This window comes from Sphingomonas sp. JC676 (assembly GCF_014489075.1).
Taxonomy (GTDB): domain Bacteria; phylum Pseudomonadota; class Alphaproteobacteria; order Sphingomonadales; family Sphingomonadaceae; genus Sphingomonas.
Map to the genome: position 1 here is coordinate 716,850 of NZ_JACTGR010000002.1, position 21,023 is coordinate 737,872.

At 66.1% G+C, this 21,023-nt stretch carries 24 protein-coding genes; 13 read left to right on the forward strand and 11 right to left on the reverse strand.

The annotated features are described in order from the left end of the window. Positions 1-97 precede the first annotated feature (97 nt). Positions 98-1,522, forward strand: a complete 1,425-nt coding sequence (locus tag IAG41_RS10150) for an aldehyde dehydrogenase family protein (RefSeq protein WP_187728480.1) — start codon at positions 98-100, stop codon at positions 1,520-1,522. Between the two features lie 2 nt (positions 1,523-1,524). Continuing rightward, positions 1,525-2,373, forward strand: a complete 849-nt coding sequence (locus IAG41_RS10155) for a hypothetical protein (protein ID WP_187728481.1) — start codon at positions 1,525-1,527, stop codon at positions 2,371-2,373. Here IAG41_RS10155 and IAG41_RS10160 read toward each other — a convergent pair. Both IAG41_RS10160 and IAG41_RS10165 read right to left on the reverse strand, forming a co-directional pair. Next, complete coding sequence (locus IAG41_RS10160; protein WP_187728482.1) at positions 2,370-3,344, reverse strand: quinone oxidoreductase family protein; 975 nt, start codon at positions 3,342-3,344, stop codon at positions 2,370-2,372. The two genes, IAG41_RS10155 and IAG41_RS10160, sit on opposite strands and share 4 nt — an antisense overlap. Positions 3,345-3,461: 117 nt before the next feature. Beyond that, the gene (locus IAG41_RS10165) at positions 3,462-3,671 is read right to left on the reverse strand and encodes a hypothetical protein (RefSeq protein ID WP_187728630.1); all 210 of its coding nucleotides are present in this window, start codon (positions 3,669-3,671) and stop codon (positions 3,462-3,464) included. Between the two features lie 150 nt (positions 3,672-3,821). Here IAG41_RS10165 and IAG41_RS10170 point away from each other — a divergent pair, with 150 nt between their 5' ends. Beyond that, positions 3,822-4,001, forward strand: a complete 180-nt coding sequence (locus IAG41_RS10170; RefSeq protein ID WP_187728483.1) for a hypothetical protein — start codon at positions 3,822-3,824, stop codon at positions 3,999-4,001. A gap of 30 nt (positions 4,002-4,031) precedes the next feature. Here the strand turns inward: IAG41_RS10170 and IAG41_RS10175 are convergent, their stop codons facing one another. The 4 genes from IAG41_RS10175 to IAG41_RS10190 form a co-directional block, all read right to left on the reverse strand. Then, on the reverse strand, positions 4,032-4,724 hold the full coding sequence (locus tag IAG41_RS10175; RefSeq protein WP_187728484.1) for a hypothetical protein: 693 nt from the start codon (positions 4,722-4,724) through the stop codon (positions 4,032-4,034). A gap of 88 nt (positions 4,725-4,812) precedes the next feature. Beyond that, complete coding sequence (locus tag IAG41_RS10180) at positions 4,813-5,139, reverse strand: hypothetical protein (RefSeq protein WP_187728485.1); 327 nt, start codon at positions 5,137-5,139, stop codon at positions 4,813-4,815. Positions 5,140-5,293: 154 nt separating this feature from the next. Then, a complete protein-coding gene (locus IAG41_RS10185; protein WP_187728486.1) occupies positions 5,294-5,626 on the reverse strand; it encodes a hypothetical protein in 333 nt (110 codons plus the stop codon). 173 nt (positions 5,627-5,799) lie between these two features. Beyond that, on the reverse strand, positions 5,800-6,420 hold the full coding sequence (locus IAG41_RS10190) for a helix-turn-helix transcriptional regulator (RefSeq protein WP_187728487.1): 621 nt from the start codon (positions 6,418-6,420) through the stop codon (positions 5,800-5,802). Positions 6,421-6,513: 93 nt separating this feature from the next. On the opposite strand from IAG41_RS10190, the gene IAG41_RS10195 reads away from it, so the two are divergent. Then, positions 6,514-6,705, forward strand: a complete 192-nt coding sequence (locus IAG41_RS10195) for a hypothetical protein (protein ID WP_187728488.1) — start codon at positions 6,514-6,516, stop codon at positions 6,703-6,705. Further along, positions 6,702-7,016 carry a hypothetical protein gene (locus IAG41_RS10200; RefSeq protein WP_187728489.1) on the forward strand — a complete coding sequence of 105 codons (315 nt, stop codon included), beginning with the start codon at positions 6,702-6,704 and terminating at the stop codon, positions 7,014-7,016. Before IAG41_RS10195 ends, IAG41_RS10200 begins: the two co-directional genes overlap by 4 nt. A 6-nt stretch (positions 7,017-7,022) precedes the next feature. Here the strand turns inward: IAG41_RS10200 and IAG41_RS10205 are convergent, their stop codons facing one another. Next, positions 7,023-7,901, reverse strand: a complete 879-nt coding sequence (locus tag IAG41_RS10205; RefSeq protein ID WP_187728490.1) for a hypothetical protein — start codon at positions 7,899-7,901, stop codon at positions 7,023-7,025. Continuing rightward, entirely contained in the window at positions 7,871-9,112 is a 1,242-nt protein-coding gene (locus tag IAG41_RS10210) for a TIGR04063 family PEP-CTERM/XrtA system glycosyltransferase (protein WP_187728491.1), read from the reverse strand. The genes IAG41_RS10205 and IAG41_RS10210 overlap by 31 nt, the downstream gene beginning before the upstream one ends. A gap of 84 nt (positions 9,113-9,196) precedes the next feature. On the opposite strand from IAG41_RS10210, the gene IAG41_RS10215 reads away from it, so the two are divergent. The 6 genes from IAG41_RS10215 to IAG41_RS10240 all read left to right on the forward strand — a co-directional run bounded on the left by IAG41_RS10215 (position 9,197) and on the right by IAG41_RS10240 (position 14,474). Continuing rightward, positions 9,197-9,349 carry a hypothetical protein gene (locus tag IAG41_RS10215; protein WP_187728492.1) on the forward strand — a complete coding sequence of 51 codons (153 nt, stop codon included), beginning with the start codon at positions 9,197-9,199 and terminating at the stop codon, positions 9,347-9,349. Then, positions 9,342-10,694, forward strand: coding sequence for a putative O-glycosylation ligase, exosortase A system-associated (locus tag IAG41_RS10220; RefSeq protein WP_187728493.1), 1,353 nt, complete (start codon positions 9,342-9,344; stop codon positions 10,692-10,694). Before IAG41_RS10215 ends, IAG41_RS10220 begins: the two co-directional genes overlap by 8 nt. Beyond that, positions 10,655-11,785, forward strand: a complete 1,131-nt coding sequence (locus tag IAG41_RS10225) for an acyltransferase family protein (protein WP_187728494.1) — start codon at positions 10,655-10,657, stop codon at positions 11,783-11,785. Before IAG41_RS10220 ends, IAG41_RS10225 begins: the two co-directional genes overlap by 40 nt. Positions 11,786-11,856: 71 nt before the next feature. Next, a complete protein-coding gene (locus tag IAG41_RS10230; RefSeq protein WP_187728495.1) occupies positions 11,857-12,870 on the forward strand; it encodes a DNA topoisomerase IB in 1,014 nt (337 codons plus the stop codon). 8 nt (positions 12,871-12,878) lie between these two features. Continuing rightward, entirely contained in the window at positions 12,879-14,066 is a 1,188-nt protein-coding gene (locus IAG41_RS10235) for a mechanosensitive ion channel family protein (protein ID WP_187728496.1), read from the forward strand. A 30-nt stretch (positions 14,067-14,096) separates the two neighbouring features. Further along, a complete protein-coding gene (locus tag IAG41_RS10240) occupies positions 14,097-14,474 on the forward strand; it encodes a VOC family protein (protein ID WP_187728497.1) in 378 nt (125 codons plus the stop codon). A 62-nt stretch (positions 14,475-14,536) separates the two neighbouring features. Here the strand turns inward: IAG41_RS10240 and IAG41_RS10245 are convergent, their stop codons facing one another. The 3 genes from IAG41_RS10245 to putA all read right to left on the reverse strand — a co-directional run bounded on the left by IAG41_RS10245 (position 14,537) and on the right by putA (position 19,098). Beyond that, the gene (locus IAG41_RS10245) at positions 14,537-15,028 is read right to left on the reverse strand and encodes a hypothetical protein (RefSeq protein WP_187728498.1); all 492 of its coding nucleotides are present in this window, start codon (positions 15,026-15,028) and stop codon (positions 14,537-14,539) included. Positions 15,029-15,134: 106 nt separating this feature from the next. Next, positions 15,135-16,079 carry a DUF2167 domain-containing protein gene (locus tag IAG41_RS10250; protein WP_187728499.1) on the reverse strand — a complete coding sequence of 315 codons (945 nt, stop codon included), beginning with the start codon at positions 16,077-16,079 and terminating at the stop codon, positions 15,135-15,137. A gap of 46 nt (positions 16,080-16,125) precedes the next feature. Next, positions 16,126-19,098, reverse strand: a complete 2,973-nt coding sequence (putA, locus tag IAG41_RS10255) for a bifunctional proline dehydrogenase/L-glutamate gamma-semialdehyde dehydrogenase PutA (RefSeq protein WP_410468080.1) — start codon at positions 19,096-19,098, stop codon at positions 16,126-16,128. A gap of 88 nt (positions 19,099-19,186) precedes the next feature. On the opposite strand from putA, the gene IAG41_RS10260 reads away from it, so the two are divergent. Further along, positions 19,187-19,687, forward strand: a complete 501-nt coding sequence (locus IAG41_RS10260) for a MaoC family dehydratase (protein ID WP_316251132.1) — start codon at positions 19,187-19,189, stop codon at positions 19,685-19,687. 17 nt (positions 19,688-19,704) lie between these two features. Then, positions 19,705-20,880, forward strand: coding sequence for an acetyl-CoA C-acyltransferase (locus tag IAG41_RS10265; protein WP_187728501.1), 1,176 nt, complete (start codon positions 19,705-19,707; stop codon positions 20,878-20,880). Positions 20,881-21,023 lie beyond the last annotated feature (143 nt).

Consider the following 21,023-nt stretch of genomic DNA (forward strand, 5'->3'; position numbering starts at 1 on the left):
CGGAAGCGCATACGGGTCCCGGCGATGGCGCTTGCAACCCCGTGCGCCCGGCGCCATCTAGAGCGCCATACCGAAAGTTCTAAACGGAGACGCGGGCATGCGTAGCTACCTCAAGCAGTTTATCGACGGCGCCTGGGTCGAGAGCGAGGGCGGCACCCGCCACGCGGTGATCAACCCCGCCACCGAGGAGCCCGTCACCGAGATCACGCTCGGCTCCCAGGCCGATGTCGACAAGGCGGTGGCCGCCGCCGCCAGGGCCTTCGAAAGCTTCTCGCGCACCACGGTCGAAGAACGCATCGCGCTGATCGAGCGCATCCTCACCGCCTATAAGGCCCGCGCCGGCGACATGGCCGAGGCGATCAGCCTCGAGATGGGCGCACCGCTCAGCCTCGCCAAGACCGCCCAGGTCGGCTCCGGTATCGGTCATTGGAAGGCGGCGATCGACGCGCTCCGCAGTTTCCAGTTCGAGGAGCAGATCGGCAACAGCCTCGTCGTCCACGAGCCGATCGGCGTCGTCGCGATGATCACCCCGTGGAACTGGCCGCTCAACCAGATCGTCTCGAAGGTGGCGCCCGCGCTCGCCGCCGGCTGCACGATGATCCTCAAGCCCAGCGAGGAAGCCCCTAGCGTCGCCGCGATCTTCGCCGAGGTGCTCGACGCGGCCGGTGCGCCGGCGGGCGTGTTCAACCTCGTCCAGGGCGACGGACCCGGCGTCGGCACCGCGCTCAGCCGCCACCCCAAGGTCGACATGGTCAGCTTCACCGGCTCGACCCGCGCCGGCATCCTCGTCGCCAAGAACGCCGCCGAGACGGTCAAGCGCGTCCATCAGGAGCTGGGCGGCAAGTCGCCGTCCGTGGTTCTCGAGAGCGCCGACCTCAGCCGCGCCGTCCCCGGCACGCTGTTCAGCGTCCTCATGAACTCGGGGCAGAGTTGCATCGCCCCCGCCCGCCTGCTCGTGCCCAAGCACCTGCAGGACCAGGTCGCCGCGATGGCGGCCGAGGTGATGAAGGCGACCCAGACCGGCGACCCCGCCGAGGAAGGCCGCCATATCGGCCCGGTCGTCAACAAGGCGCAGTGGGACAAGATTCAGGGCCTGATCGCCAAGGGGCTGGAGGAAGGCGCCAAGCTCGAGACCGGCGGCCCTGGCCGTCCCGACGGCGTCGAGACCGGTTATTTCGTCAAGCCGACGCTCTTCTCGGGCGTCCGCAACGACATGACGATCGCGCGCGAGGAGATCTTCGGCCCCGTCGTCACGATCATCCCCTATGAGGACGAGGAAGACGCGATCCGCATCGCCAACGACACCGATTACGGCCTGTCCGCGGTGATCTTCGGCGACGCCGAAAGCGTCAAGCGCGTCGCCCCGCGCCTGCGCGCCGGCATGGTCTATGTGAACGGCGGCCAGCCCGATCCCAGCCTCCCCTTCGGCGGCTACAAGCAGAGCGGCAACGGCCGCGAGCACGGCAAGTTCGGTCTGGCCGAGTTCATGGAGGTCAAGGCACTTGTGGGGGCTTTGGCGTGAGATTGCGCGCGCTGGCGGTCGCCGCCGCGCTGCTCGCACCGCACCTCGCGACCGCGCAGCCGGCACATGTCGGCGACGCCTTCGAGATCCTGCGGACCAGCAATTCCGAGTGGAAGGGTGATGGATCGACGGGAACTACGCACGATCGGGACACGCTCGTCGCGCGCGTGATCACCGTCAGCGATGCCGGAGTCGAAACCGAATACGACCTCCCGGACGATGCAACGGCGGACGACCGCGCCCGAGAGTGGGCGTTTCCTGCCCGCGTCCTCAAGTCCCGCACGGCGCCGGCGCAATTGCGCAACCTCGCCGAGCTCGAAGCACGCCGCGACGAATGGCTGAAGGCGGCCAACCTGCCGCGCACCGCGTGCGGGAAATGGTACTTCACCTGGAACGCCTTCCGGGTCGAATGCGATCCGGAATCGGTACTTCGGACAGTCGAGGCATTCGAACTCGGCTACGAGCCGCTTTCCGAAGATGCGCCCTGGCGCGATGACCAGGCGACTGGCACGGCGCATTTGCATCGGACGCCTGACGGAAAGGCGTTTCTCGCCGAATTGTCCGTAGACCCGGATGCCGTGCGCCGCGACCGCGTCGAGGCCGATCTGGTGGTGGCTGAAATCAGCAAAAAGCCCTTGGCTCGCGAAACCGCGATCAAGGTGCATAAGACGGAGGATATCTCCGGAACGATCAAAGTCCGTTTCGACACCGATGCCGCTGGCAATGTGCGGCGCCGGACCAAGGTCGTCACGCTCTCCATTCGACAAGGCGAGGGCGTAGAGACGCGGACGACGACCGAGATCCTGGAGCGGCGGCCGATCAAGTGCGCCGCCGGCCCGAATAGCATCTAGGGCACGAGAATCGTCGACCCCGTCGTTTGTCCCGCCTCCAGCGCCCGGTGCGCATCGGCGACATCCTCCAGCGCGAACCGCTGGCCGATGTCCGCCCGGATCGCCCCGCTGCGCAGCATCTCGAACAGGCGCTCGCTCCCGGTAGCGCGCTCCTCGGGCGTGACGTAATAGTCGAACATCGTCGGGCGGCTGACATAGAGCGATCCCGCCCGCGCGAGCTCGACGAGGTTGACGCCGTCCACCGGCCCGCTCGCATTGCCGAAGCTGACGATCAGCCCGCGCCGCTTCGTCGAGCCCAGGGACGCCTTCCACGTCGCCTTGCCGACGCCGTCGAACACCACCTCGACGCCCACCCCGCCGGTGATCTCGCGCACCCGTGCCGCGATGTCCTCCTCGCGCGAGAGCAGCACATGGTCGGCGCCTGCGTCCCTGGCGAGCGCCACCTTGTCGGCATGCCCCACAGTCGCGATCACGGTCGTGCCGATCGCCTTGAGCCAGCGCACCGCGATCTGCCCGACGCCGCCCGCCGCGGCATGCACCAGCACCGTCCAGCCCGGCTGCACCCGCGCGCAGCGCTCGACCAGGAATTCCACGGTGCCGCCTTTCAGCAGCGCCGCCGCCGCGGTCTCATCGCTGATGTCGTCGGGCAGCTTGAACAAGGTCGCGGCCTTGACGTTGCGCTCGGTCGAATAGGCGCCGAGCCCCGGCCCGAAGGTCGCGACGCTGTCGCCCGGCGCGAAGCCGGTCACGCCTTCGCCCACCGCCTCCACCACGCCCGCGGCTTCGCCGCCAAGCCCGCTGGGCAATTCGACCGGATAGAGCCCCGAGCGATGATAGGTGTCGATGAAGTTGAGCCCGACCGCGGTGTTGCGCATCCGCACCTCGCCCGGGCCGGGCGGCGGCAGGTCGACATCGACCCATTCGATCACCTCGGGCCCGCCGGTCCGTTCGATCCTCGCCATCCGTGCCATGTTCCGACTCCGCTCAGTACACCAGCCACATCCATAGGATGCGCGGGGTACCGGCGACCAGCACCGGCGCGTTGCATTGATGGTGGGTCTGCGTGCGGAAATCGCAGCCGAAAGGATTCAGTGCACCGTCCCCACCGCGCGCGGGATCGACATCAGCACCACCAGCCGCTCGACCTGGCGCCAGCGGGCGAAATGCACATGGTTGCCCAGATCCCGGCTGCGGTCGGCGCGCGCCGCGGCCTCGCAGCCGGCATCCTCGCCGAACGTGCGGATCAGTTCGTCGGCCTCGGCCACTTCCCGCCGGTCGAGATAGGGATAGCTGTCCATCGATGCTCCGTACAGGTGCGCGCCCGGACCGACCCGCATGTCCCTCATACCCGCGCTTCCTCAGTGTTCCGTCGCTGATGTTGGTCACCCGTCCGGTAACCACATCCCAGCCGGTAGCGCCGCGCCGCGCGACGTGGCACAGGGGCGCGCATGGCAAATACCACTTCCCGCGCGCCGCTCGCCGGCGGCTTCCTGCTCAGCATGAGCATCCTCATCGGCGCGGTCGTTGGCGCGGTGAAGGGCGAGGCTTCGTTCGGCTTCGTGATCGGCGCCGCCGTGGGCATCACGCTCGCGCTGCTGGTCTGGCTGATCGATCGGATGCGGGGCTAGGCCGAGCGCGCGAATACCGGCGGCCCGCTGTCAGGGCGCGCCGTTCATCACGGCCTGAACCCGCAAGCGAGGGAAAACCTCCTCAAGCGGCTTGGTGTCGGGCAGCACATAGACATATCCACCCTTCCTCTGGAAAAGCGGCTGCACGCTCTTGCTGTAGAAGGCCGCGGGCACATTGATGCACCCGAATGTTATGCGGTTGTCGTCTGAAGTCGGCGACAGCATCCGCTGGCGGCGCCGTTCCTTCTTGCTGGCCCCCGGCGGGATCGGGTGGAGCGCCACCGAGGTGGCATAATCGACCCAGAGCACCTTTTGCTTGCCAGCGGCCAATCCATATTTCGCGAGGAAACGCCCCGCGGGCGTCGTCTTCTCCGCGGGACCGATCTTGGCAAGATCCTTGCTGCCGATGCCGGGAGTAGCGTCATCTCCCACGGCAACGCCGATCAATACCGGAACCCTGCCGAGCGATTTTCCCTTTGCGCTGAAAAGAAAGAGGGAAGCAGTCGCCTTGTCGACAATGATATAGGGCAGGGTCCCGTTATCCCCGGACGCCGCGACCCAATCGGCGACGCGCGTCGCCGCCGCCGATGGACTCACCGTAGCCTCGGCTTCCATGGTCCCGGGCTGTGCCGAGGCCGGTCCTGACAACGGTGCGCTCTCCGCCCGTGCAGGCGCGGGAACCGTCAGCACGAGTCCGACAAGCGCCAGAAAGACATTGATCATCGCTTGAGGCGCTCGAAACGAGAGGGCCGTCGCCTGCAGCGACGGCCGTCGCGGGAAATCAGAGTCCGATCGGCATCGCTGCCTTGCATCAATTGCGCGGCCGCTTCCGCTTGTTCTCCTGCGCCTGCATCCGCTGCTCGATGCCATCCACACGGGCATTGAGCTGATCCAGACGCTGGCCGTTATTCTGCGCTTGCCCGGATGCTGCCTGTGCCTCTGTCTGTGCCGCCTTCGCGGTGGCATCTGCCGACTTCGCTATGCCGTCGGTTTCCTGCAATTTTGCCTCGAGCGCATCAACGCGCTGGCTCACAGGAGCGATTTGTTCTCTCACAAACGACTTGGTGGCGCAGCCACCCAGGCCCAGCGCACCAACCAGAATCACCGCAGGGGCGAGTTTCGTTAAAGACGTCGTCATTGCTTTTTTCCAATGGTTAACGAAGTGTCACAACCCAAGCCGAGCGCTGAGGTTCCAACAATCCCATTCTGTCCGGCTGTGCATCCGCTCGGGTGAGTGGATGAGGGCGCCGGTATCAAGCGAGTTGGAGTGAAGGTCGGTGATCGCCGGACCATCATCGCTCCGCGTGCAAGGCGTTGAGTGCCGACAGGTAGCGGTCCAACACTTCGAGGCCATGCCGCGTCAGAATGGTTCCGACCTCGCCATTGACCTCGTCTTTCGCGGCCTTGACCAACCATCGATCCTCGAGCCAGCCCAGCCAGTAGTGCATGACATGCGGGGCCACACTGAGAAGCGAGCCCAGCCTTTTAACGCTCATCTGATGGCGATGGCTGGAATGTAGGGCGAGGAGAATGTCCCAGCCCGTCTCTCCCACATTTGCGGGCGGCACGGATGCCTCCGGCGTCGGCCGGGGGATTCCCAGATCTATTTGCTGATAGCGGTTCATCACAGATCTCCACTCCTTCCGCCTTCCGCCTTTGCGAGAGACGTGGAATGGAGATGGGATCGGCCCCCTGGCCCAGTAGATCGCAGAATCGGGAGGATAGCTTCCGAACCGCGCAAGCCTCGCAGCACGCAGCGACGAACGGACCGCTTTGCTGGGCACGACAATTCTCCGCCCTAGATCGCCCGGCTGAGCCAGGCCACGCGCCCGATCACCTCGATCTCGCGCGCTGGCACCACGCGCGGCGGATAGGCCTGGTTGTCGCTCACCAGCTCGACGCCGCCCACCGCGGCCCGCAATCGCTTGACCATCAGCACGCCGTCCAGCCGCAGCACGAAGATGCCGCCGCGCGCTTCCACGCGCCGCACGTCGCGGTCGACCAATATCTCGTCGCCATCCTCGAGCGTCGGCGACATCGAGTCGCCCTCCACCCGGATCATGCTGGCCGCTGAAGTGCGCACCCCAAGCTGGCGCAGCAATGCAGGTGGGAAAGCAAAGGGTTGGCGCCGATCCTCGGCATCGACCAGCCCGCCCGGTCCGGCCGAGGCGCCAACATCGATGCGCGGAACGTCCACATTCGCTTCGTTCGGCCGTCCGCCCAGCCGCTCCTCCGCCACGCCGAAATAGGCCGCCAGCCGCGCCCGGTCGCGCTCGGCCAGCGCGCGGGGAGACCCGCGCCGTACATATTGCTGCAGATAGGCGGCATTGCGCCCGATCACGCGCGAAAGCTCGGCAAGGCTCGCGCCCTGCTCCGCCATCAGTGCCGCCAGCGCGGCCCGTTGCGCCTCCGCATCCATACTCCGTTCATAGACGTAGGATTTTTCCTAGACAAGTAGGATTTGGAGAACAAAACAGGATCATATTCACCGCGACTCAGGAGGAGGACATGGATGTCGGTGCATCGCGAGATCGAGAAATTCCTGCGGCGAACGGACATGCCTGCCAGCAAGTTCGGCCGCCTCGCGGCGGGCGATCCCGGCTTGGTGCGCGACTTGCGCAATGGGCGCGAATTGCGGCCCAAGCTCGAGGCGCGGCTCAAGGCGTTCATCGCCGCGCAACAGGCAGCGGAGCGCGCGCCATGAGCCGCGGACCCGATGCCGCGACCCTGCTCGCGCGCGCGCTGACAAGGAGCGCGGCGGCTGCGGAGTGCCCGGTGACGGTCGTGACGGCGGATTGGTCGCGCTGGGCGAGCGCGACCTTCACCGGCGCACGACACAGCGTCGAACTATCGGCCCCGCCATCCCCCGCGCTGATCGCCTGGATCGCAGCGCTTCCGGAGGTCGAGCTTGTCCTGCGCGGTCATCTGGTCGCCGACCTATCGGTCGTCGCGGCGCGGCATGCGGGAGCAGAAATTACGATTGAATTGGAAATACTTACGGTCGAAGAGCGCTAGTCGCGCTCAGGCCTGGCGCGCCATGTTGCGCAGCGTCGCCAGCGCGTCTTCCAGTCCGCGTTCGGCCTGCTTGGCCGTCGCGGCCTTGGCCTGGCTGCGGCGCACCACGCCCTTTTCCAGCCGCTCGAGCAAGGCATGCACCGAAGCTTCGGTCTCGGGCCGCGCGATCGGCTCGGCAGGCGGCGTGGGCTCGGGGGCCGGCGCGGCCTGAGCCGGGGCCGGCTTGCGCACCGTCGGGGTCAGCTCGAAAACCTCGAAACGCTCATGGGGTTCGAACACCGGCGGCGTGGCCGAGCGGCGGATCGGCGGCAGCTTGATCGGCGGCGGCATCGGCACGGCGAGGATCGCGTCCGGATCGAAGGCTGAAAGCGGCTGTTCCAGATCCTGGGGCAGCGGCTGCTCGAGGGGCTCGACGGGGGCCTCGATCTTTTCCGGTTCCGCGACACTTTCGCTTACCTTGGCGTCTACTGCGCGCACTTCGAGGAACGGCGTTCCCAGGTCGCGAGTCGCCAGCAGCGGCGGGCGCGGCGGGGCATCGGGATGCGCGTCGGCGCGGCGGAGCACCGGCATCGGCACGTCCTCGTCCGAAGCCTCGGGCGTCTTGCCCAGCATCACGCTGCGGGTGCCGACCAGGATGAATCCCGCGAGCCAGGTGAAGAGTCCGACAAAGCCGCCGGTCAGCAGCGCCATGACAGCGCGGGCGGTAAGGCCCAATGGCGGCTCGGCGGCGGGAAGCACCGAAGGCAGCCCGGAGTCCATCACCAGGCTTTCCAGCCCGGAGACGGGCATCGCCGCAACGCCGAGCGCAGCCAGGGCGCCCAGCACGACAGCAGCCAAGGGCGCGATCGGCAGGTTCATGCGTTCACCGGGGGCGTGTGCGACCACGATTCCTTCATCGCACCCCTTATGGCCAATCTTTGGTAAACAGAGTCATACCGTGCCACATTTACAGCCCAGTTTCGCTCCGTTTCAACAAAGGACCGCGCCCGCGCCCGCCGCAAATCCCAGTGCGCGCGGTCCGCAAACAGCCCCGCGACCGATCGCGCCAGCGCGGCGGGATCGTCGGGCGCGAACAGCGTGCCCGTATCGCCGTCGCGAATCAGCTCGCGATGCCCGCCCACATCGGACGCGGCGACCAGCTTCATTTGCGCCATCGCCTCGAGCGGCTTGAGCGGCGTAACCAGCTCGGTCAGCCGCATCGCCTTGCGCGGATAGACCAGCACGTCGACCAGGCTGTAATAGCGCTCGACCTGCTCGTGCGGCACGCGCCCGACGAAGCGGATGCGGTCCGCCACGCTCGAAGCCGCGGCCTGCGCCTTGAGCGCCGCCTCCTTCGGCCCGCCGCCAACCATCAGCAGGTGCATCGAGGGCCGCGCCGCGACCAGGGCCGGCATCGCCGCGATCAGGTCGTCCAGGCCCTCATAATCGTAGAAACTGCCGATAAAGCCGATCGTCTCGGTACCATCCAGCCCCAGCTCCGCCGCCAGTGCCGCATCATGCGTCACCGGCTCGCCAAAGACTCCCATGTCGACGCCGTTGGGCGAGACGAAGATCTTGCCCGGGTCGATCCCGCGCCCGATCAGGTCGCCGCGCAGCCCCTCGCAGATCACCGCGACGGCATCGGCCTTCCGCACCGCGCGCGTCTCCAGCGCTTTGGTGACTCGGTAGCGCAAGCTCCCCTCGCGCCCCGTACCGTTGCCGACCGCCGCGTCCTCCCAGAAAGCGCGGATCTCATAAATCAAGGGCAGCTCGAGCTGGCGCTTGACGCGCAGCGCTGCCATCGCATCGAGCACCGGCGAATGGGCGTGCAGCACGTCCGGCTGGAAACCCAGCGCCACCTGCCGGATGCGCCGCGCGAACGAATCGATCTCGCGCCACTCGCCCAAGGGCGGCGAGGCGGCCTTGGGCGCCTTGGTGCGGAAGAAGCGAAGCCCGTCGATGACTTCATATGCCGCCGGCGCCTCGCCGTGGCGCGGTCCGGTCACCGCCGCGACGTCCCATCCGCGCGCGATCTGCGCCTTCAGGATCGCGCGGGTGCGGAACGCATAGCCGCTATGGAGCGGCAGGCCGTGGTCCAGGATGTGGAGAATGCGCATCGTGGCTTTTCCATGCCACGCAGCCCTTAACGGCACGTCAACCGCCCTTCGCTAGACCCGCTCTGGAAGGAGCGGCGCGGGCCAATGATCGACAATCTCTCGCTCGGCCTGAGCCATGGCCTGATGATGCTCGCCGCGTTCCTGCTGCTGCGCCGTTCCGATCTCGATCACGAACCTGGGCCCAACGACGCACCCAAGCCGCGCAAGGCTAAGCGCTGGGGCAAGCCCGGTGCGTGACTATGCCTTCGTCCTGTTCCTGTTCAGCTTCTTCGGGCTCGGCTTCCGCAAGCCGTTCCTGTTCGTGCTCGTCTATGCCTATATCGACATCGTCTCGCCCCAGCGGTTGACCTATCTGCTGCTCAATTCGCTGCCGATCTCGATGATCGCCGTCGCGCTCGCGGTGGCCGGCTGGCTGGCGATCGACGACAAGCGCGACGTTCGCGTCGCCCCGCGCCAGTTCCTGATCGTGCTGTTGCTCGGCTATTGCTGGTACACCACGATGCACGCCGACTTCCCGCTGGAAGCCAAGGACAAATGGGATTGGGTATGGAAGGCGCTCGCTTTCGCCGCCTTCCTGCCACTGACGCTGCGCACCAAGCTCCGCATCGAGGCATTGCTGTTGTTCATGACGCTCTCGGCCGCGTCGATCATCATCGTTGGCGGGATCAAGACGATCCTGTCGGGCGGCGGCTATGGCGAGCTCAACCTTATGGTCGCCAATAATTCCGGGCTCTACGAAGGCAGCACCATCTCGATGGTCGCCATCGCGATCATCCCGCTGATCCTGTGGTTCACCCGCTACGGCACGATCTTCCCGCCCGACTGGAAGGTGAAGGTCTTCGCCTATGCCCTGGTCTTTGCCTGCCTGCTGATTCCGATCGGCACCTCGACGCGGACCGGCCTGCTCTGCATCGTCCTGCTCGCGGTGCTGATGCTGCGCGATACCAAGAAGAAGTTCGTCTATCTGGGCGCGCTCGGCGCGGTTGCGCTGGTCGCCATCCCCTTCCTCCCTTCGGCCTTCACCGAGCGGATGGGCACGATCAAGACCTACCAGGCCGATGCCTCTGCCTCGACGCGCCTCGCGGTGTGGCAATGGACGATGGACTACGCCAAGACGCATCCGATGGGCGGCGGCTTCGAGGCCTATCGCCAGAACCATATCCGCTACGAGAAGGTCGCGGTCGAAAGCGAAGGCGGCGGCAACGCCAAGGTCGATCGCAGCCTCGAGGTCGACAAGGCGCGTGCCTATCACAGCGCCTATTTCGAGATGCTCGGCGAACAGGGCTATCCCGGCCTCGCCATCTGGCTGCTGCTCAACCTTGCCGGCATCTTCCGCATGGAAGTGCTCCGCCGCCGCTATGCCAAGCCCGAGCCCGGCCAGGAATGGATCGCGCCGCTCGCCTCGGCGCTCCAGAGCGGCCACCTCATCTACATGCTCGGCGGCACCTTCATCGCGATTGCCTTCCAGCCCTTCATCTACATGCTGATCGGTGCGCAGATCGGGCTCGACACCTATTGCGCCCGCAAGCGCGCGGAGAGCTCATGGCGCCCCCTGCGCAAGCCGAGGATGGCAGCGGCGTGAAGGGCGAGTTGCGGGCGCTCACCTCGGCGCGCGGCATCGCCGCGTGGCTGGTGGTCTTCTTCCATATCCGACGCTCGATCGACGGACTGCCCGACGTCGCGATGGCCGTCTTCCAGAAGGGCTATCTCGCTGTCGACTTCTTCTTCCTGCTCTCCGGCTTCGTCATCTGGCTGAGCTATTCGGAGCGGCTGCGCGCCGGCGGACTCGCCGAGGTACCCGCCTTCCTCAAGCGCCGCATCGCACGGATCTGGCCGCTCCACCTCTTCATGCTCGGCTTCGCTATGCTGATGGCGCTGGCGATGCTCGCGACCGGACGCCACAGCGACGCCTTCCCTTTCGCCGAGCTGCCCTTCCACATCGCGCTCGTCCAGAATTGGGGCCTTGCCTACTCGCTGACCTGGAACGATCCGGCTTGGTCGATCTCGTGCGAGCTCGCCGCTTATCTGCTGTTCCCGCTCCTCGCGCTCGCTATCGACTGGCGCCGCGTTCCCTCCGCCGCGATCCTCGTCGCGATCTGCGCACTGCTCCTGCTGCTCCACACCGTCTTCGTCGAACGCGGCCTGTGGCAGCTTGGCCAGGAGATCAGCCGGATGGGCCTGATCCGCTGCGTGCTCGAATTCGCCTGCGGCACCGCTATCTGCGCGCTCTGGCTGCGCTGGCGCGACCACTGGCAACTCCCCGCCGTCGCCAGCGCCATCGTCACGCTGGCGATGCTCGTCGGCTGGACCACGGGCATGCTGGCCGAAACCCTCGTCGTACCCGTGGGATTCGCCGCATTGCTGCTCGCGCTCGCGCTCAGCGCCGGCCGCCGCGGCAATCCGCTGGAGACCGCGCCGCTCCACTATCTCGGCGAGATCAGCTACGCGACCTATCTCAGCCATTATCTGCTCTGGTACGCCTTCAAGCTCGCCTTCGTCAGCGACGTCCACGCGGTCAGCTGGCCGTTGGTGGCGCTCTATCTGACGATCGTGCTCGCCGCTTCGGTCGCGCTCTACCACCTGGTCGAGCGCCCCACGCAGCACTGGATCAATGCTCTGAACCTCCGGCCGTTTAGGCCCCTTCCCCCCGCGCCTCGATCCCCGCACGGCTGACCGCCGGCGGCGCAGCTCCCGGAACGATCGAGGTGTCTGCGCATTGATCGCCGCACTTGCGAGGGAGCCCCATGCCGCACAGCGACATCGTCTATGTCGACGACCACGAGCCCGGAATCACACGCCGCAAGGTCCGCCACGGCTGGGGTTATTGGGACGCGCACGACAAGCGCATCACCGATCGCGAAGAGATCGATCGGCTGAACGGCATCGGTCTGCCGCCCGCCTATGTCCAAGCCTGGTTCTGCCCCGATCCGCGCGGCCATATCCAGGCGACGGGCTATGACGACAAGGGCCGCAAGCAATATCGCTACCACCCCGGCTTCCGCGAGGCGCAGGAGACGGCCAAATATGATCGCTGCTCCGGCTTCGGTGAAGCGCTGCCGAAGCTGCGCGCCAAGGTGGAGACCGATCTCAAGCTGCGCGGCCTGTGCAAGGAAAAGGCCGTCGCGGCGGTGGTCCGCCTGCTCGATCTCGGCACGATCCGCGTCGGCAACGAGGCGTATGCCCAGGCCAACAAGAGCTTTGGCGCGACGACGCTGCGCAAGCGCCACGCCCGGGTGAAGGGGCAGAAACTCCGCCTCCAGTTCCGCGCCAAATCGGGCAAGCTGCGCGTCATGACGATCACCGACGGATCGCTCAGCCGCTTCGTCAAGCGCTGCCAGGATCTGCCGGGCCAGCATCTGTTCCGCTGGGTGGATGAAGCCGGCGAGGCGCATCCCGTCACCTCGACCGACGTCAACGCCTATATCCGCGACGCGACGGACGAGGATTTCACCGCCAAGCATTTCCGCACCTGGGGGGCGAGCGTGGTCGCGTTCGAGGCGCTGGCGGACGCGGAAGCCTATCTGGGCATCAACTCGATGCTCGATCCGGTGACCGAGGCGCTGGGCAACACTCCGGCTATCGCCCGCAAATCCTATGTCCATCCGCGGCTGATCGATCTCGCCAAGGATCGTGACGCCCAGGCGTCGTTCCGCGAGGCCTTGCACCTGCCGCGCGCCACGCGATACCTCAGTCGTTACGAACGCGGACTGATCGCCTTTCTCGAAAGCGCGACCGCGCCGCGCGCCAAGGCAGCCTGAAAGAATCCATGACCAACACGACCAAGGCCGAACCGAGACTCCTGTCGGGCGATGAGCTGCAAGCGCAAGCGCACACCTTCTTCCAGGATTCGACGATCTGGGTGCAGAATCACTGGCTCAACATCCTGGTCGCGACCGGCATCGCCGTCGCGGTCTTCTTCGCGCTTCACGCCATCAAGGCCTGGGGCTCCCGCCTCTGCCGCAAGGGCGAAGGCACCGCCAGCTGGTACTCGATCCTGGGCCGCGCCGTGTCGAAGACCGGCAATTTCTTCATCCTGATGGCCTCGATTCGACTGGTCTCCGGCTATGCCGGGCCGCCGCCGATGGTCGAGACCACGATTGAATTCCTCTTCACTATTGCCGCGGTGTTTCAGGCCGCGATCTGGCTGCGCGAGCTGATCTTTGGCGCAATCGAGCACAGAACCAGCACCGACGATTATCACGGCAGCGGGCTGGCCAGCGCGCTCGGCATCATCCGCCTGCTCATCACCGTCGTGTTGTTCGCGATCGCGCTGGTCATGGTGCTGGGCAATCTGGGCGTGAACGTCACCGGCCTTATCGCCGGTCTCGGGGTCGGCGGCATCGCGATAGGCCTGGCCGCCCAGGGCATCTTCGCCAACCTGTTCGCCGCACTCACGATCCTGTTTGACCGCCCCTTCCGTGTTGGCGACAAGATCCGCTTCGATGGCAATTCCGGCACTGTCCAGGCGATCGGCCTGATGTCGACGCGTATCCGTTCGTTCATTGGCGAGGAGTTGGTGATCTCGAACAAGCAGCTGCTCGACAAGCTGCTTGAGAACCTGACGCTGCGCCACCACACGCGCACCAAGCTCCCGATCGGCGTCGCCTATGAAACACCCGTCGAGAAGCTCGAGGCTCTGCCCGGGATGATCAAGACAATCATCGAAGAAGCCGGCGGCACGCTGTCACGCGCCAGCTATGAGGGGTTCGGCGCCAGCTCGATCGACTTCGTGATCGAGTTCGATGTCCCCGGCGACGACGTGCCGCACGCGCAGGCCGTGCGCGACAAGCTAATGCTCGGCATCGTGCGCAAGTTTGCGGCCGAGGGAATCCGCATCCCTTATCCCACCCAGACGACCTTCACGGCGGCGCCGGACGGGAGGATCGTCATGCCCTATCCCGATGCGAGCAAACCCGCGCTTCCGGCGGAGAATAAGGCGGCCGGGAGCGTTTGAACGGCAACGTGAACCGCCAAGGAGAGACCGGTGTTCAAGGATCAATCGTCATCCGCGATCGTCGCGGTGAGTGATCTCGCCCGGGCCCGCCGTTTCTACGCCGAGACGCTGGACCTGGAGGTGACGATGGACACCGAAGAGGTGCTCACCTTCCGCACCGGCAAGACGTTGCTCAATGTCTATCGGTCCGCCGAAGCTGGCACCAACCGCGCGAACGCGGTCGTCTGGGGTGCGGGCGACGCATTCGACGCGACAGCCGACGAACTACGCAGCCGCGGCGTGACCTTCGAGGAATATCCGGACATGGGCATGCAGATCGCCGGCGGGGTCCACTCCGCAGGCGACTTCAAGGCCATCTGGTTCAAAGACCCAGACGGCAACATCCTGCACATCAACAGTGGCGGCTGAGCGTTTTCAAGCCGGCTGGAACAGCCAGCGGCTCGGAAAACGCGGTAATCAAAAACTGAAAATCAGGCCGCGACGGTCTCTGGCATCATGCCCATGCCGGCGATGAAGCGCTGCCAATTGGGCACTGTCATCGCGCCCAGATATTCGGCCTGCATCTCGGGCGTCAGCACCTCGACCATGCGGGTGCCCTCGATCCACAGCTCGATCACGCCGAACGCGCCGCCGCGCTTGCAATATTTGACCGGCCAGCCCTCGCGATCCGCGATCGCCATGACGCGGCCAAGGTCCAGATCCGTCGCCATCGCGAAATGCGTCGCCGAACGCGCGACCTTGGTGCCGATCCGGCCGTAGGAATCGGCTTCGCCTTCGCCCAGCATCAGCTCGGTGCCGCGCGGATAGATCTCGACGATCGTGTTGCGCGCATCGCCCGCCATCGCGACCCAGCTTCCTACGATCACCGGCGGAAACGGCGTGGCGATGCCGCCCCACAGTTCCGCGATCACCTCGGCGACACGCTTCGGATTTTCGGCGTCGATCGACACATGAAACAGCATTTCTCTCACTCCCAAACAGCCTGACGGCCTCTGATGGGCGAGATGCGCGCGATCGCCGCCGCGGCCGAGCGCGGTTCGACCGGGCGACGAAAATGCGACCGCCGGGCTAGATCACTTCCTCTGCGTCGCCACGCCCGAGCTTACGTTTCACGAACGCCCAAATCCCCGCGCCGAAAGCAGCGATGCCCAGGAAGATCAGCTTGCTGAACTTGAGCAGGATCGCGATCAGCCCGACTTTCTGCGCAACCGCGACGGCGGCGCCCCCCGCGACCAATCCGGCGAGCCCATATTCGGCCACCTTGTCGGTCGAGGCGTTGAAATCGGCATAGCCCGCGCCGGGCTCGAACGTCACCGATTTGCCGAACGCCTGTGCCGCACCGCCCACATCCTTCAGCAGCGGCATCGCCGAAACCATGTTGAGGCTCAGCACGCCGGAACGGCCGAGCATGCGAACGTCATAGTTGAGCCCATGGTTCGCCTCGCCCTCATTCTCGAACTCGCGGGCCCAGATCAGCGCGTGATCGGCGGCATTGTAGGCGGGAGGCTGCGCCCAGCCGACGAGCTTCATGGTGGGGAAGCCCCCGGCCCTGCGCTGCTCATTGTCGGCCGCGTCGCCCGCCTGCATGTCCGCGAGCACCTTGTTATAATCCTGTTCCTTGGCATCGGAGTCCGAGACATGGCCGGTGTCGCTATAGGTGATCACCGCGGCCCAGGCATTGTCGACAAAGGTCGCTCCCTTCTCGAACACCATGCCGAGCACGTTCGACACCGAATCGGGCGGATTGCGCCATGCCTCGACCAGCACGCGCTTGGCTTCGACGGCTGGCAGGAAATAATAGCGGTCGCCGAGGTGCAGCACCGCCTTCGCCTCGGGGATGCGGACATCGCCGGTCTGCGGGTGCAGAGCCTTTTGCAGCGCCGCCATCTCCGGCGGGAGCGCCGGCGCCTTCGCCGCGGCAGTCTTCGGCTCTTCCTTGGCGAAGGCCGTCATCGGAGCGCTCAACGCAAGCGCTACCCCCAGCGCAAGCGCGCTGCCCGTCCATGTCCGCATTGATCATTCCCCCCGATCCGATTCGGATCGGGAGTGAATTGGCCAGCTAGATCCCGCCCTCGTCAAGCGAAAGCAGCGTCGCATTGCCTCCGGCGCTGGTCGTGTCGACCGAGACCGATCGCTCGGCGCAGAAGCGCTGCAGATAATGCGGTCCGCCCGCCTTGGGGCCGGTGCCCGACAAGCCTTCGCCGCCGAATGGCTGCGACCCGACGACCGCGCCGATCATCGAGCGGTTGACGTAGAGATTGCCGACCCGCGCCCGCATTTCGGCCAGTTCGCCCGATCGTGCGATGCGGCTGTGCAACCCCATCGTCAGTCCGAAGCCCTTGGCGTTGACCCGTGCGATCGTCTCTTCGAGCTGTCCCGCGGGCCAGGTCGCGACGTGCAGGATCGGGCCGAACCATTCCTGGCCGAGCTCGTCCGGGCTATCCAGCCGAATCAGGGTCGGCGGGACGAACAGTCCCTCCTTGGGCACGGGCAAGGTTTTGAGCCACTTGCCCTTGGCGCTCTCGCGATAGGCCATCAGCTTGTCATAGGCCGCCCGGTCGATCACCGGGCCGACATCGGTCGACGGATCGCCGGGATCGCCGATCACCAGCAGCTCCATCGCGCCGCGCAGCATCTCGATGACGTTGTCGGCGATCTCTTCCTGGAGCAGCAGCAGCCGGAGCGCCGAGCAGCGCTGGCCCGCCGAGCGAAACGAAGAGGTCAGCACATCCGCCACCACCTGTTCGGGCAGCGCGGTCGAATCGACCATCATCGCGTTGATCCCGCCGGTCTCGGCGATCAGCGGCACCAGCGGCCGGCTCTCGTCCTCAAGCAGGGCCCGCGCGATCTTGCGCGCCGTCGGGGTCGATCCGGTGAAGGCCACCCCGGCGATGCGCGGGTCGGATGTCAACGCAGCGCCCACTTCGGGCCCGCCCGGCATCAGGATCAGCGCATCTTCCGGCACGCCCGCCGCATGCGCGAGCTTCACCGCGGCACTCGCGATCTCGGGCGTCTGCGGCGCGGGCTTCGCCACCACCGTATTGCCGGTCACCAGTGCAGCGGCGGTTTGGCCCAGGAAGATCGCCAGCGGGAAATTCCACGGCGCGATCGTCGCCCATACGCCACGGCCCGCCATCCGCAGTTCGTTGCGCTCGCCCGTTGGCCCTGGCAGCACCACCGGCGCCAGGTCGCCCCGCGCCCGCGCCGCATAATAGCGACAGAAATCCGCCGCCTCGCGCACTTCGCCCAGCGCATCCGGAAGTGTCTTGAACGCCTCCTTCACCGCCAGCGCCATCAATTGAATGCGGTTCTCCTCGAGCAGGTCCGCAAGCCGCTCGAGTATCGTCGCGCGCTCGTCGATCGAACGGCTCGACCAGTCGCCGAACGCCGCCTGCGCCCGCCCGATCGCTTGCTGGACGTCTGCTTCGACATTCGCATGGCGGTCGTGCGCATCGCGCACCTCGGTCCGCTTCCCCAACAACGCGTCGGCCTCGTCGAACCGAAGGATCGCATCCGCCGTCTCGCGCAGCACGGTCCGCTCCTGCAGGTCGATCCCGCCCGAGTTGCGCCAGGCCCCGAACAGGTCCACCGGCAGCGGGATGCTCGGATGCCGCGAGCCGCCCACCGCGGCGATCTTCTCGGCCGGATCGGCGAGCAGTTCGTCCTCGCTCAGATGCTCGTCGGCGAGTTGGTGGACGAAGCTCGAATTGGCGCCATTCTCCAACAGGCGCCGCACCAGATAGGCAAGCAGGTCGCGATGTCCGCCCACCGGCGCATAGATCCGGCAATGATAGCCGTCCTCGCGCACCAGCCGCTCGTACAGCCCCTCGCCCATGCCGTGCAGCCGCTGGAACTCGAAGTCGCGGCTCTTGCCCGCCCATTCGAGGATCGTCGCCACGGTCAGCGCATTGTGGCTCGCGAATGCCGGCACGATGTGCTTCGCGTCGAGCATGTCGCGCGCGCAGGCGAGATAAGAGACGTCGGTCGCCGCCTTGCGGGTGAACAAGGGATAGTCGCCAAGCCCCTCCACCTGGGTACGCTTGATCTCGCTGTCCCAATAGGCGCCCTTGACCAGCCGGACATGCATCGGCCGCCCGAGCTTGTCGGCCCAGCCGATCACCGCGCGGGCACGCTTGCCATAGGCCTGCACCGCCATGCCGAACCCGTCCCAGCCCCTGAGCTCGGGCCGCTTCGCAACGCTGCCGATGATGTCGAGGCTCATCTCCAGCCGCTCGCTCTCCTCGGCATCCACCGTCAGCGGGATGGCCTGCGACGCCGCCTCGGAGGCCAGCTGCGCGAGCATGTCGGTCAGCTCGGGCACGCATTTGTCATACTGCCCAACTTCGTAGCGCGGGTGCAGCGCGCTGAGCTTGACCGAGATCGAATGCCCCGCCTTTGGATCGCGCCCCACCGCGCGAATCGCGTCGAAATAGGCCTCGAAATAGCGCTCGGCATCCGCCTTGGTCCGCGCCGCCTCGCCGAGCATGTCGAAGCTTGCGGTGAAACCCTTGTGCTCGGGCTTCTTCATCCGCTTAGTCGCTTCCTCGATAGTGCGGCCCATCACGAAGACCTCGCCCATCCGCTTCATCGCCGCGCCCACCGCCTGCCGCACGAACGGTTCGCCCGCGCGCGCGATCAGCCGGCGCAACACCCCGCCCTGCTCGCCCACCACTGCACGGCCGAGCATCAGCCCCCAGGTCGCCGAATTGACCAGCATCGAGTTCGACTTGCCGGCGTGCGTCTTCCAGTCGGCATCGCCCAATTTGTCGGCGATCAGCAGGTCCGCGGTCTCGGGATCGGGCACGCGCAGGAATGCCTCGGCCAGGCTGAGCAGCGCGACGCCCTCGGACGAATTGAGCCGATATTCCTGCAGAAACTGGTTCACCCAGCCCTTGTTCTGCGCTGCGCGCAGGTCCGCGAGCAGCGCGAGCGCATGGCCCATCACGCGGCCGCGCGACTCGGGGATCAGCCGGGCGCGCTCGATCAGCGGCTTTAGAACATCGGGTTCGCTCGCGCGGTGGAGCTTAGCCATGGTTGCGCGAGGGGCGGACGCTACGTCAGTCGACATTTTCCAAATCTCGGTTGGGTGAGGCTTGCAGTAGCCCCGCTTGGGTCAGTAGATGGGCCAGCGCTATGACGGCAAAGCGGGCGGGAGAATAGTCTCTGTGGATACGATGACGGTGCAGCAGATGGCCGAGAGCATCGGCACCGAACGCGTGTCCGATTGGGTCGAAGTCACCCAGGCGATGATCGACAAGTTCGCCGACGCCACCGGCGATCACCAATTCATCCATGTGGACCCCGAAATGGCGGCGAAAACCCCGCTCGGCGGCACGATCGCGCACGGCTTTCTCATGCTTTCGCTGATGCCGATGCTCGCGGCGAAGACCGGCACGCCCGGTATCGAGGGGGTCAAGATGGGCCTGAACTATGGGGGCAACAAAACCCGCTTCATCACCCCCGTGCGCTCAGGCAGTCGGGTGCGCGGCCGCTTCACGCTGCTGAAATTCACCGAGCGTCATCCCGGTGTCTGGGAACAGGTCCAGGAATATCGGCTCGAGATCGAAGGCCAGGAAAAACCCGCGCTGATCGCCGAATGGATCGCGCTGATTTACGTTTAACGAGAGGAAGAAAGAACATGCGCTCCGCAGTCATCGTTTCCACCGCCCGTACCGGCATCGGCCGCGCCTATCGCGGGGCGTTCAACAATCTTCCCGCGCCCACGCTAGCCGCCGCGTCGATCAGGGCCGCGGTCGAGCGCGCCGGGATCGAGCCGGGCGAGGTCCAGGACGTGGTCTTGGGCGCTGCGCTCCAGCAGGGCAGCCAGGCCGGCAACATCGCCCGCAACGCGCTGCTCCGCGCGGGCCTGCCCGTCTCGGTCGCCGGCATGTCGGTCGATCGCCAATGCGCCTCGGGCCTGATGGCGATCGCTACGGTCGCCAAGGAGATCATCGTCGACAATATGGACATCGCCATTGGCGGCGGCGTCGAATCGATCAGCCTGGTCCAGACCCCGCAGATGCGTGTTGCACCCGATCCCGAGCTGCTGGCGATGCACAACGACATCTACATGCCGATGCTGCAGACCGCCGAGGTCGTCGCCGCGCGCTACGGCATCGGCCGCGACCGCTGCGACGAATATGCCCTCCAGTCGCAGCAGCGCACCGCCGCTGCCCAGGCCGCCGGCAGGTTCGACGACGAGATCGTCCCGGTCACTGCGACGATGAACATCGTCAATAAGGAGACCAAGGAAGTCTCCACCAAGGAAGTGACGCTTACGAAGGATGAGGGCAATCGCGCCGACACCACGCTGGAGGGCCTGAAGGCGCTCAACGTCGTGCTGCCCAATGGCACCGTCACCGCCGGCAATGCGAGCCAGCTTTCGGACGGCAGCTCGGCCAGCGTGCTGATGGAAGAATCGCTCGCCTCCAAGCGCGGGCTCACCCCGCTCGGCCGCTATGTCGGCATGGCGGTGGCGGGCACCAAGCCCGACGAGATGGGCATCGGCCCAGTCTATGCGATCCCCAAGCTGCTCGAGCGCTTCAACCTCAAGATGGACGATATCGGCCTGTGGGAGCTGAACGAGGCGTTCGCGGTCCAGGTGCTCTACTGCCAAGACAAGCTCGGCATCCCGGGCGAGCTGCTCAACGTCAATGGCGGCGCGATTTCGATCGGCCACCCTTACGGTATGTCGGGCGCCCGCATGACCGGCCACGCGCTGATCGAGGGCAAGCGTCGCGGCGCCAAGTACGTCGTCGTGACGATGTGCATCGGTGGCGGCATGGGTGCGGCGGGGCTGTTCGAAGTCCTTTGACCGCTTTACCGGAGGGGCGCCGGTGGGGCGCCCCTCTCTCAATGTAACAACTGTAAATCATTGCGCTTGCGCGCAGCCATCGCCTCGCGCTAGCCTCCTGACAACGCTGCCATCGCAACAGTTATTGCTTCAGCAATCTCTGT